This window comes from Carboxylicivirga sediminis (genome assembly GCF_018156225.1).
GTDB classification, from domain to species: domain Bacteria; phylum Bacteroidota; class Bacteroidia; order Bacteroidales; family Marinilabiliaceae; genus Carboxylicivirga; species Carboxylicivirga sediminis.
Genome location: NZ_JAGTAR010000032.1, coordinates 50,680 through 63,961, shown reverse-complemented (window position 1 = coordinate 63,961; position 13,282 = coordinate 50,680). Strand labels below are relative to the sequence as shown.

The 13,282-nt window shown below is 42.8% G+C and carries 12 protein-coding genes; 10 read left to right on the top strand and 2 right to left on the bottom strand.

Annotated features, from left to right (window positions below; translation table 11 throughout):
* Positions 1–176: 176 nt before the first annotated feature.
* Together KDU71_RS18055 and KDU71_RS18050 are read left to right on the top strand one after the other, a co-directional pair.
* Positions 177–737, top strand: coding sequence for a hypothetical protein (locus KDU71_RS18055; protein ID WP_212192502.1), 561 nt, complete (start codon positions 177–179; stop codon positions 735–737).
* A 90-nt stretch (positions 738–827) separates the two neighbouring features.
* Positions 828–1,394: a YdeI/OmpD-associated family protein gene (locus tag KDU71_RS18050; protein WP_212192501.1), complete on the top strand. Its 567-nt coding sequence runs from the start codon at positions 828–830 to the stop codon at positions 1,392–1,394.
* A 68-nt stretch (positions 1,395–1,462) separates the two neighbouring features.
* Here KDU71_RS18050 and dxs read toward each other — a convergent pair whose 3' ends face one another.
* Entirely contained in the window at positions 1,463–3,475 is a 2,013-nt protein-coding gene (dxs, locus tag KDU71_RS18045) for a 1-deoxy-D-xylulose-5-phosphate synthase (protein ID WP_244828561.1), read from the bottom strand.
* Between the two features lie 167 nt (positions 3,476–3,642).
* Between dxs and KDU71_RS18040 the strand changes: the two genes are divergently transcribed.
* From KDU71_RS18040 to hutG, 5 genes are all read left to right on the top strand, one after another.
* Positions 3,643–4,662: an OmpA/MotB family protein gene (locus KDU71_RS18040; RefSeq protein ID WP_212192500.1), complete on the top strand. Its 1,020-nt coding sequence runs from the start codon at positions 3,643–3,645 to the stop codon at positions 4,660–4,662.
* A gap of 1 nt (position 4,663) precedes the next feature.
* Positions 4,664–5,677 carry a radical SAM/SPASM domain-containing protein gene (locus KDU71_RS18035; RefSeq protein WP_212192499.1) on the top strand — a complete coding sequence of 338 codons (1,014 nt, stop codon included), beginning with the start codon at positions 4,664–4,666 and terminating at the stop codon, positions 5,675–5,677.
* 187 nt (positions 5,678–5,864) lie between these two features.
* A complete protein-coding gene (locus tag KDU71_RS18030; protein ID WP_212192498.1) occupies positions 5,865–7,691 on the top strand; it encodes an ATP-binding protein in 1,827 nt (608 codons plus the stop codon).
* A gap of 233 nt (positions 7,692–7,924) precedes the next feature.
* Entirely contained in the window at positions 7,925–8,425 is a 501-nt protein-coding gene (locus KDU71_RS18025) for a hypothetical protein (protein WP_212192497.1), read from the top strand.
* A gap of 127 nt (positions 8,426–8,552) precedes the next feature.
* Positions 8,553–9,542, top strand: coding sequence for a formimidoylglutamase (gene hutG / locus KDU71_RS18020; protein ID WP_212192496.1), 990 nt, complete (start codon positions 8,553–8,555; stop codon positions 9,540–9,542).
* Here the strand turns inward: hutG and KDU71_RS18015 are convergent.
* The gene (locus KDU71_RS18015; RefSeq protein WP_212192495.1) at positions 9,526–10,221 is read right to left on the bottom strand and encodes a Crp/Fnr family transcriptional regulator; all 696 of its coding nucleotides are present in this window, start codon (positions 10,219–10,221) and stop codon (positions 9,526–9,528) included. The genes hutG and KDU71_RS18015 overlap by 17 nt on opposite strands.
* A 310-nt stretch (positions 10,222–10,531) precedes the next feature.
* Between KDU71_RS18015 and KDU71_RS18010 the strand changes: the two genes are divergently transcribed.
* From KDU71_RS18010 to KDU71_RS18000, 3 genes are read left to right on the top strand one after another with little or no spacing between them, the layout of a single operon-like run.
* Positions 10,532–12,127 carry a tetrathionate reductase family octaheme c-type cytochrome gene (locus tag KDU71_RS18010; RefSeq protein ID WP_244828560.1) on the top strand — a complete coding sequence of 532 codons (1,596 nt, stop codon included), beginning with the start codon at positions 10,532–10,534 and terminating at the stop codon, positions 12,125–12,127.
* A gap of 2 nt (positions 12,128–12,129) precedes the next feature.
* A complete protein-coding gene (locus KDU71_RS18005) occupies positions 12,130–12,744 on the top strand; it encodes a cytochrome b/b6 domain-containing protein (protein ID WP_212192494.1) in 615 nt (204 codons plus the stop codon).
* 5 nt (positions 12,745–12,749) lie between these two features.
* Entirely contained in the window at positions 12,750–13,259 is a 510-nt protein-coding gene (locus tag KDU71_RS18000) for a rhodanese-like domain-containing protein (RefSeq protein WP_212192493.1), read from the top strand.
* Positions 13,260–13,282: the final 23 nt, after the last annotated feature.

Below are 13,282 nucleotides of genomic sequence, written 5' to 3'. Positions count from 1 at the left end.
AGAACTCTTAGAATTGTGAGAATTGTCCATGGATTCTATGGACAATTAGAGTGTCTCGATTTAAGCTTTTGTGACGTGCGAGGCCGAATGCTTACAAATAAATACTTTTAACATAGCATTGCCGATAGTTAGGTTTTTATGCCGAACACCAAGTGCACTTATCTAAAATGAACTAAATGAAGCTATTGAATACATTTATTGAAAAGAACATTTCTGGAAAAAAGGTTTTAGGATTATTTATTCTGACCAATATCGTTTATTTTTTCATGCTGACTGTCACCATTCCTAAAACAATGGCGTTTTCTGATGGAATGAAGCTGTTGGATATGATGCCTACCGGGTATGATTTGAATTATGTTAGTGAATTATTCAGTGCTCTTGGAGAAAATGGGCGCAGGTTATACCTAACCCGTCAAATACCTGTGGATTTGATTTACCCACTCCTCTTCGCTCTCTCCTACTGTATACTTCTAGGGTATTTCTTAAAAAAACTAAATAAACTAAAGACTCCATTTCTGTATTTATGCCTAATCCCTGTATTTGCAGGTATTTCAGATTATTTGGAAAATATTGGAATAATTACGATGTTGAATAGTTATCCGGACATAACACACGATTCGGTAAGTATGACAAATACATTCTCAATTTTAAAAAGTATCTCGACAAGTGCATTTTTTATAATCTTAATGGTTGTGCTAATATTAGTTGGACTTTCAGCTATAAAAAGGAAAACCTAAAACAAATATGAGCTCCGTTCACATAGTAACGCAGTACGCTTAAAATACCTGAATCCCGCATACACAAGGACAATGCCAACAACTTATGAGATGAGTGAAATAATAACTAAATATTTTACAAGCAGAAAAGACTGGAGAGAGTGGCTCCAGGCTCATTTTGAGTCGGAAGATGATATTTGGCTGGAATATCCTTTAAAGAAGACCGGTAGAAAACGCATCTTGTATAATGATGCCGTTGAAGAAGCTTTGTGTTTTGGTTGGATCGACAGCACCCTTAAATCACTCAACAATGAGACCTCTATTCAACGGTTTTGTAGAAGAAGAAAAAACTCAACATTTTCACAACCAAACATTGAACGTTTGAGGTGGCTTTTTGAGAACAACTTGATTCACGATTCAATTAAGAATGACGTTTTAAAAGTCATTCAACAGGAGTTCACTTTTCCAGAGGACATAATACGGGAGTTTAAGACGAAGAAAGTTGCCTGGGAGAATTACCAGAACTTTTCGGAACCATATAAGCGCATCAGAATTGCCTATATCGAAAGTGCCAGGAAAAGGCCGGAAGAGTTTGAGAAGCGTTTACACAATTTTATTGCCAAAACAACAGAAAACAAATTGATAAAAGGCTTTGGAGGCATTGACAAATACTACTAAAGCGCGACAATCCTAAGGTCAAATAACAGACGGAAGGACACCGTTGCCTATGCAATATAAAGGCTGGTTTACCACGCCAGCATCTCTTGTATGGCCTTCTCTATGCCTTCCTTGTCGAAACCACATATACCATAGAGTTCGGTCTGTGTACCATGCTCAATGTACTTATCTGGTATGCCCAGGCGCTTCACCCTTGCACAATAGCCATGGTCTGCCATAAACTCCAGCACGGCACTACCCATGCCCCCGATAACAGTTCCATCTTCAATGGTCATCACCTTATCATGATTCTTAAACACATCATGCAGCAGTGCCTCATCCAGCGGTTTAACAAAGCGTATATCGTAATGCGCTATTGCAGTGCGACCATCCTGCTCCAGTTTTTGAATCACCTGACTGGTTTTAACACCTATCGGACCAATGGTGACAATGGCCAAATCCTTACCATCCTTCAGCTTACGCCCTGTTCCTACTTTTATCTCCTGCATAGGTCGCTGCCAGTCAATCAATGAACCATTACCGCGTGGATAACGAATGGAAAAAGGCCCCTGGTTGGGCAACTGAGCGGTATACATCAGGTTACGCAGTTCCTCCTCATCCATGGGCGACGAAACAACCAGGTTGGGTATACCTCGCATATACGACAGATCATAGGCCCCATGGTGAGTAGCACCATCGGCTCCCACTAATCCTCCCCTATCGAGGCAGAATACCACATTAAGGTTTTGCAAGGCCACATCATGAATCACCTGATCATAGGCTCGCTGCATAAACGATGAGTAGATGTTGCAAAATGGCGTATACCCTTCAATAGCCAGTCCGGCTGAAAAGGTCACCGCATGCTGCTCGGCAATACCCACATCAAAAGCGCGATCGGGCATCTTCTCCATCATGATATTGAGACTGCAACCCGATGGCATAGCTGGGGTGATACCTACAATCTTTTCGTTTTTTTCGGCCAGCTCAACAATGGTATTGCCAAACACATCCTGAAACTTGGGCGGCTTGGGTATCGAAGATTTAGCAGCAAGTGGCTGGCCCGTTACCTTATCAAACTTGTCACCCACTGCGTGCCAAGCAGTCTGGTTTTCTTCCGCAAACTTAAATCCTTTCCCTTTCTTGGTGATCACGTGCAGCACCTTCGGTCCGGGTATATCTTTCAAATCACTCAATACACGCTGCAGATGCCCCACATCGTGCCCATCAACCGGTCCAAAGTACCTTATATTTAGACCTTCGAATATATTCGTTTGCTTGGTCAGTAGGTTCTTAAGCGAGTTGTTCAGCTTGGTGATCATCTCCTTGGAACGCGGCCCCGTCAGCTTCATCTTCTCCAGCATTTTAAATGCTTCTGAGCGAAACTTATTATAAGTTTGTGAAGTGGCAATATCCACCAGGTATTCGCTAAAACCACCTACAGCCGGATCAATAGCCATGTTGTTGTCATTCAAAATGACCAGCATGTTAGACTTTAAGGTTGACATGTTATTCAAACCTTCAAAAGCCATCCCTGCTGTCATGGCACCATCACCAATCACAGCCACCACATGCTTGTCGCTATCGTTATCCATTGCCGCTGCAGTAGCCATTCCTATACCTGCCGAAATAGAGGTGGAAGAGTGCCCCACGCCAAAGGCATCGAATTCACTCTCAAATACATTTGGAAATCCGCTAATACCTTTAAACTTACGGTTGGTATGAAAAACGTCACGTCTGCCGGTGAGTATCTTATGCCCATATGCCTGATGCCCTACATCCCAGATAATCTTATCATCGGGAGTATTAAAAACATAATGCAGAGCCACCGTTAGCTCAACCACACCCAGGCTGGCACCAAAATGCCCCGGATTACACGAAAGCGCATCTATAATAAACTCTCTTAATTCATCACATACTTGCGGCAATTTATCTGCTTCAATCTGCTTCAGGTCAGCAGGTGAATCAATCGCATCCAACAAGCGGCTTGGGCCTTCATTCATATTCTTAACTTCGTGAGCTGATTCCAATTGTATCCTAAGTGTAGTTAACAGGGCAAAGATAATAAGAATGGGGTTATAAGCGCATATATATAGAAATTTCATTACCCCCGTCAATCAGAGTACTTAAGATGCCACTTAAACCACAATCCATTAGCTAGTTGATTACACTGCGACCGTTGCTTGTATATTATTATTCTATTGACAGCTCACACCTATTGACCTTTCAGCTTTTTTTTCAATCTTTGAATGGAAAAACAACCTTGATTAAGATGATCAGAATTGCCTTTACATGTTTAGCCACGCTATTGATGATGGCTTGCGTACCATTAAAACAGTTTGAAGAACTGACTGAGGAGAATGAACAACTTGAAATGAGCGCCTCACAAGTAGCTAAAGAAAATGATGCGCTCAAGGTTGAAAACCGCGAATTAACAGGGCAACTCGAACGATACACAGCAAAAGTGGCCTCTCTGAGTGATGACACCTTGCGCCTGAGCCGCAAGAACCAACGACTGCAGCAACGTTACGATGAGCTTTTTCAGAATTACACCGAGTTACTTGATAAACTGAAGACCAACTCTGGCAGTAATATGGATAATAAGAAACTGCTGGCCTATCTGCAAAAGCTGCAGGATGATTTGCAAAAAAGAGAAGATGAGTTAGTGACATCGGAGCAGGCCTTATTGAAAAAACAGCAGAAACTGGAGCAAGCCAATGCTGAATTATCTGCTGCACAATTGCAGTTGCAAGAGCAAAATAAACGACTCATTGAGTTGGAAGAAATGCTGACCAGCAAAGACGAAGCCATGCGTTCACTAAAACAAACCATTAGTGATGCCCTGACCGGCTTCTCGGGCGATGAGCTGCAGGTGCATATGAAAGATGGAAAAGTGTATGTATCGCTTGAGGAAAAACTACTGTTTCAATCAGGCAGATATGAGGTGAACCAGCAAGGGGTAACAGCACTGCAAAAAATTGCCCGGGTTCTGGAGCAAAATGAAGACATTGATATATTGGTGGAAGGGCACACAGATCATGTTCCTTACAATGGCCGGGGCGAACTGAAAGATAACTGGGACTTAAGTGTGAAACGTGCCACCTCAGTGGTGAGAATATTACTGGATAATAGTACAATAAACCCTCGTCGCATCACTGCAGCCGGTCGAAGCAAGCATATTCCACTCATCGAAGGAAATGATGCTGCCGCCCTACAAAAAAACAGAAGAACCGAGATAATACTTACACCTCGCTGGTCAGAAGTATTTGAACTATTAGAACTGGATAATTAGCATGACACTAAAAGCATTTATATTGGAGGCCTGGGCGCTTATAAGAGTTCTCACTCTGCGGCGCCTGTTAAATGCTTTTCGCTTAGTTTATTCCTATCTGCGTGCTCACTATGGCCATACAATTCAAATAAAAGGTAAACCGATGGCCTGTGCTATAGAGCCAACCAGTATCTGTAACCTAAAATGTCCCGAATGTCCTACCGGCGCCAATTTACTTAAGCGTCCAAGAGGTATGATACAGCTATCGGACTTTTCAAATATGCTGAAACAGCTGACGCCTGAACTGTTGTATCTCAACCTATATATCCAGGGCGAGCCATTGATGCATCCTGATTTTGGAGCCATGGTAAAGGGAGCTACCCGTTACAGGCTCTATACCTCTACTTCTACAAATGGCCATTACATGAATCCGTCACTGGCCGATCAACTGGTGCAATCGGGATTAACACGTATAATATTTTCGGTGGATGGCACCAGCCAGGAAAGCTATGGATTATACCGCGTTGGTGGCAGTTTTAACCGGGTTAAGCAAAGTATTATTGATGTGGTGAGAGCTAAAAAGCGAGCACGTTCTGCCTACCCAATAATTGTGATGCAGTTTTTGGTTTTTCGACACAACGAACATGAGCTGCCGCAAATTAAAAAACTGGCACGGCGTTTAAGCGTGGATAAGCTGGAAGTTAAAACCGCCCAATTCAATAGCTTTGGCACCATGCGTCCACCCCTGAATGCCAGGTACAGCCGTTACTCTGATGAACTGGGCCGCTTCCTGAAAAGCCCCGTCCAAAACAGGTGCTGGCGACAATGGCATTCGACTACCATCACCTGGGATGGTCGTTTATCGCCCTGCTGCTATGATAAAGATGCCGAACATACTTTTGGCAACGTAAACAAGCAGCCCTTTGATGAATTGTGGTTTGGAGACAAGAGCTTGTCATTTAAGCAACAGATATTTAAACAGCGCAATAGCATTGATATGTGCACCAACTGCCCTGAGGGCAAGCACCTGTTTTAAACATCGCTTTATCGGGCAGGTGTAATCAAGCTTAAAATAGCGTTTATCACCACTTTTCATCGGTTAATAAATCCTTCGTAAAAATTCAATAAAATAAATAGTTTAACTGTTATAATTATTTAACTTTAACCAGAATTCCAAAACAAAACCGTTGATATTGCACACATTATAATGCCTTAAACGAACTATGGGAAGAGTTACTGGGGCAAGGTTATACAGGAAGTTAGATGTATTTATACGTAGGAGGTTAGGACCTACCAACTTACGTTCGGGTGACGGACTGCTCTATTGGCGGGAACGGATTTTTCATTATTTCTCCATAGGCGTTCTGTTCATCGGATTGGTGGTATACTTGTACCTGGGACTTTCATTTATCAAAGATGCCAAGTTTGCCTATGCTATTTTTTCATCGTTTGTATTCTTCTCAGCTGTATTCGCAACAACGGTCAGGAGCCTGCCTCTAAAGTTCAGAGTCTCCTGGATATTATTCCTCATTTATCTCATTGGGGTATATTCACTACTCGAATCCAATAATTCATCCTTAGGGTACGCGTTCTTTATTTCCTACGCTTTGCTTTCGGGCATACTGGTAGGACAAAAACGTGCGTGGATGTCGGTAATTACAATCGGCATTACAATTGCAGCCATTGCCATGGTGCTCTATACCAACATACTCAGCGTACCTTTCGAAGCATCTATACCTCTTAAAGCATACATCAAGACGTCCATTATCTTCCTGGTGATTATCTTAGTAACGCTTCTTCCCCTTGTAAGCCTGCTAAATGGTCTGATATTTAACCTGGAGAAAGAAACACGCTACCGAAGACTTTTAAGGCGCGAGCATGAGGATCTCACCCTGGCCAAACGCAAGGCTGAGGAAAGTGATCATCTGAAAACTTCATTCCTTTCCAACATGTCGCATGAGATTAGAACGCCGATGAATGCCATTCTGGGCTTCTCTAATTTATTGTCTCACCCTGACATAAGCACAACGGAAAAAGAAGAATTTATCAACCTCATACGCATCAATGGTAAAAACCTGTTGACGCTGGTGGAGGATATTATTGATATCTCAAAGATTGACAGTGGACAACTTCAGATTAAGAATGCTCCTTGTAAGTTGCACCATGTGATGATGCAGGTATATGAATCATTTTTAGATGACATCAAACGTCGTGGATTATTCAACCTGAAGCTGTATCTGAAAGAAGGAGTGAGTGATGAAAACATCCGAATACTAACGGATGAACACCGCTTGAAGCAGATTCTGATTAACCTGGTTGGCAATGCTGTTAAATTTACCGAAAGAGGATTTATTGAATTTGGCTACACACAAGAGGATGACCAGTTTCTGAGGTTTTATGTGAAAGATACAGGCATTGGACTGCCCAAAGGTAAAGAGAATGAAATCTTTGACCGTTTTTCTAAATTTAACGATGACAAAGAGCGCTTATATGGTGGCACTGGCATTGGCCTATCCATTGTGAAACACCTTGTTACGCTAATGGGTGGAGAAGTGTGGGTAGAATCAGAACCACTAGTGGGTACGACCTTCTTTTTTACAGTACCATATCACCGACTGGCTATTCCTGAGAACTTCAAGGAAGAAAGCAAAGAGCCTGTCAGGGAATTTAACTGGGAAGGTAAAACATTCTTAGTAGCAGAGGATGAAGAAGATAACTTCAGATATATTGAAGTTGCTTTAGCCTTATCAAATGCCAGCCTTATCTGGGCTCGCGACGGTCAGGAAGCAGTGGATGTATTTAAACGCATTGATGGTATTGATTTGGTTCTGATGGATATTAAAATGCCATTGATGGATGGCTATACGGCTACCCGCCAAATTAAGAGCCTCAGTAAAAAAGTGCCGGTTATTGCACAAACGGCCTATGCTATGTCTGAAGAAAAAGAGAAATCGCGCGAAGCCGGATGTGATGATTATATTGCCAAGCCAATTGGCTATGATGACCTGCTCAGCACCATCAACCGTTTTGTTCCCAGCAACGGACACTAAACAGATTTCTACACTCTTTAATGCGATTTAAACGGACAATTTCAGCACCACGCCTCGTCCAAAATCAAGTACGACTACAATTGCAATAAGTTATTATTCTGCCAGTTACGTCCGCAGTGTCATTTTTTATTACGTGTGAAGGATAAGTCATCTGTCATATCAGTACACAGTGAGAATGTTATCAGGGCCCGAAAACAGAAGCTGTAACTTGTATAACCATTAATCCACAAGTTATGAAAGCGAAATATATACTAATACTGATAGCCATCATTTCAACCAGCTGCTCAAAATCGGTTTTGAGCGATATGGAAATAACAGACCCGCACTTGCTAAAGGTGAAGGTGAAGATTGAACAAAATGTGCATGACGAAAGAGAAGTGCAGGTTTTTATAAGGGATAGAAACAATCGCCCTATCGATCTTTTGGCGGGCAAGGTGATAGTTAATGAATACATGGTACCCTTTGACAGGGCCGAAGTAAATGCTGCAGGTGCACGTGGTTACATTTACCAACCCTGCATGGATGAGCAGATATTCAAAATCACTATTTACTGGAATTCCTACGATTCGCACACATTTATACTAAGTCCGCAAAATGGCTGGCCCGGATTCAGATATCCCGACTGTTCATGCAACTATAATGATCCGGACTATATATATGACAGCTATTCTCTCAAACCGGCACCATTTTACGACCATGAAATTGATATTGTTTATAACATCATCAACTGGTAGCGATGTTATAAGCAAATTTTGATAGCGAGAAAAGGCCCATGCGGCCTTTTTTATTTCTACCACACAATTGATGCATATCAGAAGTTCTGTCAGTATTATCCAGCATCTTTGCATCAAAACGTGAACCATGCACATCAGATACCAGCAGCCAACAGCCTGGCAAGGACGAATAGATAGCATCAGTGATCCAATGGCTTTTAGATGGCACCAGATCGTCCATCCATTGAACCTCAACCAACCAGTAAAGGCCAATAGCGCGGTGATAAATATCTGTTTCTTAGGCTTCTGTTGCGACGAAGGTGTAAAGCGAAACCTGGGACGACCGGGTGCGGCCAAAGGCCCGGCCAGCATTCGTAAGGAAATGGCGAATTGGCCGGCCAACTGCCACCCGCATGCCCAGCTGTTTGATGCCGGTAACATTACCTGTACAGACAGTAATCTTGAAGAAGCCCAGGAAGCTTTAGCCAAGGCGGTACAGCTGATTTTGGAACATGGCTATTTCCCCATATTACTGGGAGGTGGTCACGAGATAGCGCTTGGTCATTTCAATGGCATACTTCAATCAAAAGGAGCAGCTCCTGCTATAGTTAATTTTGATGCTCACCTCGACTTAAGACCTGTGCAGGATAAAGGTTCATCGGGTACTATGTTTAATCAGATTCATGAAATCTGTTCTCAACTCCAACAGCCGTTTAATTACTTATGCGTCGGACCACAGACCTATGCCAACACGCAAAGTTTGTTTGCTAAAGCCGATGAAATGGGCGCCCGGTATATTTTGGCCAAAGAGATAACCGCGGCCCATATTTCTCAGGTAGATGAGCAAATACACTATTACCTGCACGACAAAGATGCCGTTTACCTGACACTATGTACCGATGTGCTTTCGGCAGCCCATGCGCCAGGCGTATCTGCCGTACAGCCCTTTGGACTGGACCCTGACTTAGTTCTTCAGCTTATTAAGAGCATTATAAAAACCGGTAAAGTGTGCAGCATTGATTTTGCAGAAGTATCGCCCCGCTTTGATGCGGATAACCGAACAGCCAAATTAATTGCCGTCTATATTTATGCCGTCATCAATGCCATTATTGAACAACAGATCAACCAATCGCACTAATTTCAAGTAATTTATCCGGGTCGAGTATCTCTATCTCATTGCAGTGAATGGCTATCAGTCCTTCCTCTTTAAACTTCGTTAAAATGCGCGTTGTACTTTCAATAGACATACTGGCCAGTTCAGACAGATCCTTGCGGGTAAGTTGCAGCGGGAATTTATCCTGCTTATAAATACGCTGGGCCAGGCATAATAACACATCAGCCAAACGACCATAGGTTTGTTTCTTGGTTAAGCAGAAGAAACGACCATTAATAATGACAGAATTCTCGGCCAGCAGACTTATAATCTGTACTGCGAAATGAGCATTGTTCTCTATTAAGCTTTTGAATGCGCCTATTTCAATAAGCTTAACGGTTGAATCCATGTAGGTCTGTGCACTATACGGGAAGGTGTTATTCCCATCAAATAAAGCGGGTAAACCAATAATATTAATTGCAGGTAGTATTTTCAGAATCAATGAGTCATTGCCATTCTCCAGGTAAATCTTGGCCAGGCCTTCTTTCATTACCATAATGTGCGAGGCAAATGCTCCTTGCTTGCATATTGTTTCACCACGCTTATACTCCACCTCAACACTGTTCTTTTCAACAAATGCAATTTCATCATCTGTCAAATTATCAAAACAACATAGTGGATTCTCTCCCACTGAACATCCGTTATAAACAACTGATTTTGGCATTTCTTTAGCTTTTAAGGGTTAGGTAAATATACTTAAAACATGATTATTACCATCATGACATTACTCATGTTAAACCTACTTATAATCAACCATAACCGTCACTACTATCTAATTATATATATTCATCATTGCAATTATACATATATACATACGTTTTGTTGCAAGCTTTTGACCGTAACGCATCATACTTTTCCTTGATTTGGATCATATAAAGCCGCCAAAAGTTACCATCCGATCCGCGTTTTGTTGCAGACACTTTTATATAGAGAAAAAATTCTTCAAAGCTAATTTTGCTTCAAATCCAATTTATATGAAAAATCAATTCTCGAAATCAGTGATGGCTTTATTGGTAAGTTTACTGCTCCCGCTTGCCGTATTGCTGTTAACCTTAAAGGTTGCTGCCCATAAGGGCACCCCTGATGTAGTGGATGTTAAGCTTAAGGCCGAACACATTTCATCGGTAGACCATTCGCAATTTGAAATCCTTCAGCAGGATTTTGAAACACCGCATGATGTGACAGCTGCATGCTTATCGTGTCACACAGGCCGCGATGAAGAAATAATGGCCACTGCACACTGGAAATGGGAGCGTGAAGAGGAAATTCCTGGCCGGGGAGTTGTTTCGGTAGGTAAAAAGAACCTGTTAAATAATTTCTGTACAGGTGCCAATGGTAATAATGGCTCCTGCATGCGTTGCCACATTGGTTTGGGCTGGAAAGATAAAAGTTTTGATTTTGCCGACAACCGCAACATTGACTGTTTAGTGTGTCATGATCAGACTGACACGTATTTTAAACAAAAAGGACAAGGTGGTATGCCGGCAACTGCCGAAACAGCCAACTCAGCATATCAGGTGCCCGATTATCCTTACGTAGCTCAGAACGTTGGTTTGCCAAAGAAAAATAACTGTGGGATCTGCCATTTTTATGGTGGTGGTGGTAACAATGTGAAGCATGGGGATCTCGAGGAGGCACTGTTATCGTGCACAAAAGAAGTGGATGTGCACATGGCCATGGACGGTCCTGATATGGCCTGTATTGATTGCCATACAACCGAACGTCATAACATCATGGGTAAATTGTATTCGGTTTCATCGGCCAATACTAATCGTATACATTGTGACCAGTGCCACACAACAACACCCCATAATGACAAGGTATTAGACAACCATTTTGAGAAGGTTGCCTGCCAAACCTGTCATATACCCATCTATGCCAAAGCCAATGCTACCAAGCTCTACTGGGACTGGTCATCGGCCGGGCTAACCGACGACCATGGTAATGGCTACTCTGAAGATGATGCTGATGGCAACCACAACTACTTATCCATCAAAGGTAATTTTGTGTGGGACGACCATGTAAAGCCTGAATACTACTGGTTCAACGGTACTGTTGATCATTACCTGTCTTCTGACACTATTACGGAAGTACCGGTTAAAATCAACAGCCTGTTTGGTGCTTACCGCGATTCAACCGCCAAGATATGGCCGGTGAAAGTGCACCGAGGCAAGCAAATCTACGATACCGGGAACAACACACTCATCAGCCTGAAGCTGTGGGCAGCTGAGAAAGGCGAAGGCGCCTTCTGGAAGGATTTTGACTGGGATACAGCTGCACGCCTGGGTATGGAGTATAACAATCGCCCTTACAGTGGCAACTATGATTTTATCGCCTCAGAAGTATACTGGCCCATCAACCACATGGTGTCGCCTAAAGAGGAAACACTTAGCTGTACCGAATGTCACAGCCGCGATGGCCGTCTGGCGCAACTCAATGACTTTTACTTACCTGGTCGCGATTACAACAAATCGGTTGATTACGCAGGCTTTGGTCTCATCTTCATGACCCTAATTGGTATTGTAGCACACTTCTTTGGGCGCCTTGTTGCCTATTTCAAAAACCGATAACTATGGAAAAAGTAAAAATATACAGCCGCTTTGAGCGCTTTTGGCACTGGACACAAATGATGCTCATCCTACTATTAATCATCACCGGGTTTGAAATCCACGGCACCTTTGAGGCATTCGGCTTTGAAACCTCAGTGCGTCTGCATTCAGCTGCCGGATGGGCCTTTCTGATACTGACTATCTTCGCCATCTTCTGGATGCTGGTAACCGGCCAGAGCCGACAATTTGTGCCTGTGCGCAACAATATCAAATCCCAAATAATGTATTACATATCGGGCATTTTCAAGAAAGAACCTCATCCGGTGAAGAAGACTGCCGATAGCAAGCTCAATCCGCTTCAGCGCATCATCTATTTTGGTTTGATTATCCTGGTATTTCCGGTGCAATTGATTACCGGATTCTCTTACCTGTTCTTTCATTATCCTGATAAGCCATTTGCTTTTGAAGGGCTGGAGGCCATTGCAGTGCTGCACACACTGGGCGCCTTTCTGCTGGTCGCCTTCGTGTTGGCGCACCTCTACCTCATTACAACAGGACATACGATTACTTCCAACCTTCAGGCCATGATAACAGGCTATGAAGAGCTTGATGAAGAAACTGAAACTGCTACAAACTAACAACTATGAAAAGATTATTTGTATACATCTCGTGCCTGGCTGCCTTAATGAGCTGCCAGACACAATCCGGCAACCTGAGTGTTGACGACATGGTGGCATCAGCCTCTAAAGTGGTGACCTACACAACACCAGCCGATTTAATGAAAACGATGGAATCTGAAGAGATATTTTCAGTCATCGACGTACGCCAAAGCAATGAACATTATCATGGATTCATTCCTGGCGCTGTTAATATTCCTCGCGGCAGTATGGAGTTCAATATTGGCACCGAAGCGTTTTGGGAAGCAGAAGGCTTATATGTTCCTCAAAAAGAGGAGATGCTTTTCCTCTACTGTAAAAAAGGTAAGCGCTCCACTTTAGCTGCACAAACGCTGATGCAGATGGGCTATAAAAAAGTCTATGTGCTTGAAGGAGGCTGGAAAAACTGGGAACTCACCTACCCCGATTTTTGCGATAAGAACCTGGAAATGCTGGCTGGCGGACCTGCCAAACATGATGATGGCGGTGGCTGCTAAAAATTGATTCTAACAATAATGTA

Bases quoted from the DNA above. Each gene is read 5' to 3' on its own strand.
- KDU71_RS18055 (WP_212192502.1), top strand. From the start codon at position 177: ATGAAGCTATTGAATACATTTATTGAAAAGAACATTTCTGGAAAAAAG.
- KDU71_RS18050 (WP_212192501.1), top strand. From the start codon at position 828: ATGAGTGAAATAATAACTAAATATTTTACAAGCAGAAAAGACTGGAGA.
- dxs (WP_244828561.1), bottom strand. From the start codon at position 3,475: ATGAAATTTCTATATATATGCGCTTATAACCCCATTCTTATTATCTTT.
- KDU71_RS18040 (WP_212192500.1), top strand. From the start codon at position 3,643: ATGATCAGAATTGCCTTTACATGTTTAGCCACGCTATTGATGATGGCT.
- KDU71_RS18035 (WP_212192499.1), top strand. From the start codon at position 4,664: ATGACACTAAAAGCATTTATATTGGAGGCCTGGGCGCTTATAAGAGTT.
- KDU71_RS18030 (WP_212192498.1), top strand. From the start codon at position 5,865: ATGGGAAGAGTTACTGGGGCAAGGTTATACAGGAAGTTAGATGTATTT.
- KDU71_RS18025 (WP_212192497.1), top strand. From the start codon at position 7,925: ATGAAAGCGAAATATATACTAATACTGATAGCCATCATTTCAACCAGC.
- hutG (WP_212192496.1), top strand. From the start codon at position 8,553: ATGCACATCAGATACCAGCAGCCAACAGCCTGGCAAGGACGAATAGAT.
- KDU71_RS18015 (WP_212192495.1), bottom strand. From the start codon at position 10,221: ATGCCAAAATCAGTTGTTTATAACGGATGTTCAGTGGGAGAGAATCCA.
- KDU71_RS18010 (WP_244828560.1), top strand. From the start codon at position 10,532: ATGAAAAATCAATTCTCGAAATCAGTGATGGCTTTATTGGTAAGTTTA.
- KDU71_RS18005 (WP_212192494.1), top strand. From the start codon at position 12,130: ATGGAAAAAGTAAAAATATACAGCCGCTTTGAGCGCTTTTGGCACTGG.
- KDU71_RS18000 (WP_212192493.1), top strand. From the start codon at position 12,750: ATGAAAAGATTATTTGTATACATCTCGTGCCTGGCTGCCTTAATGAGC.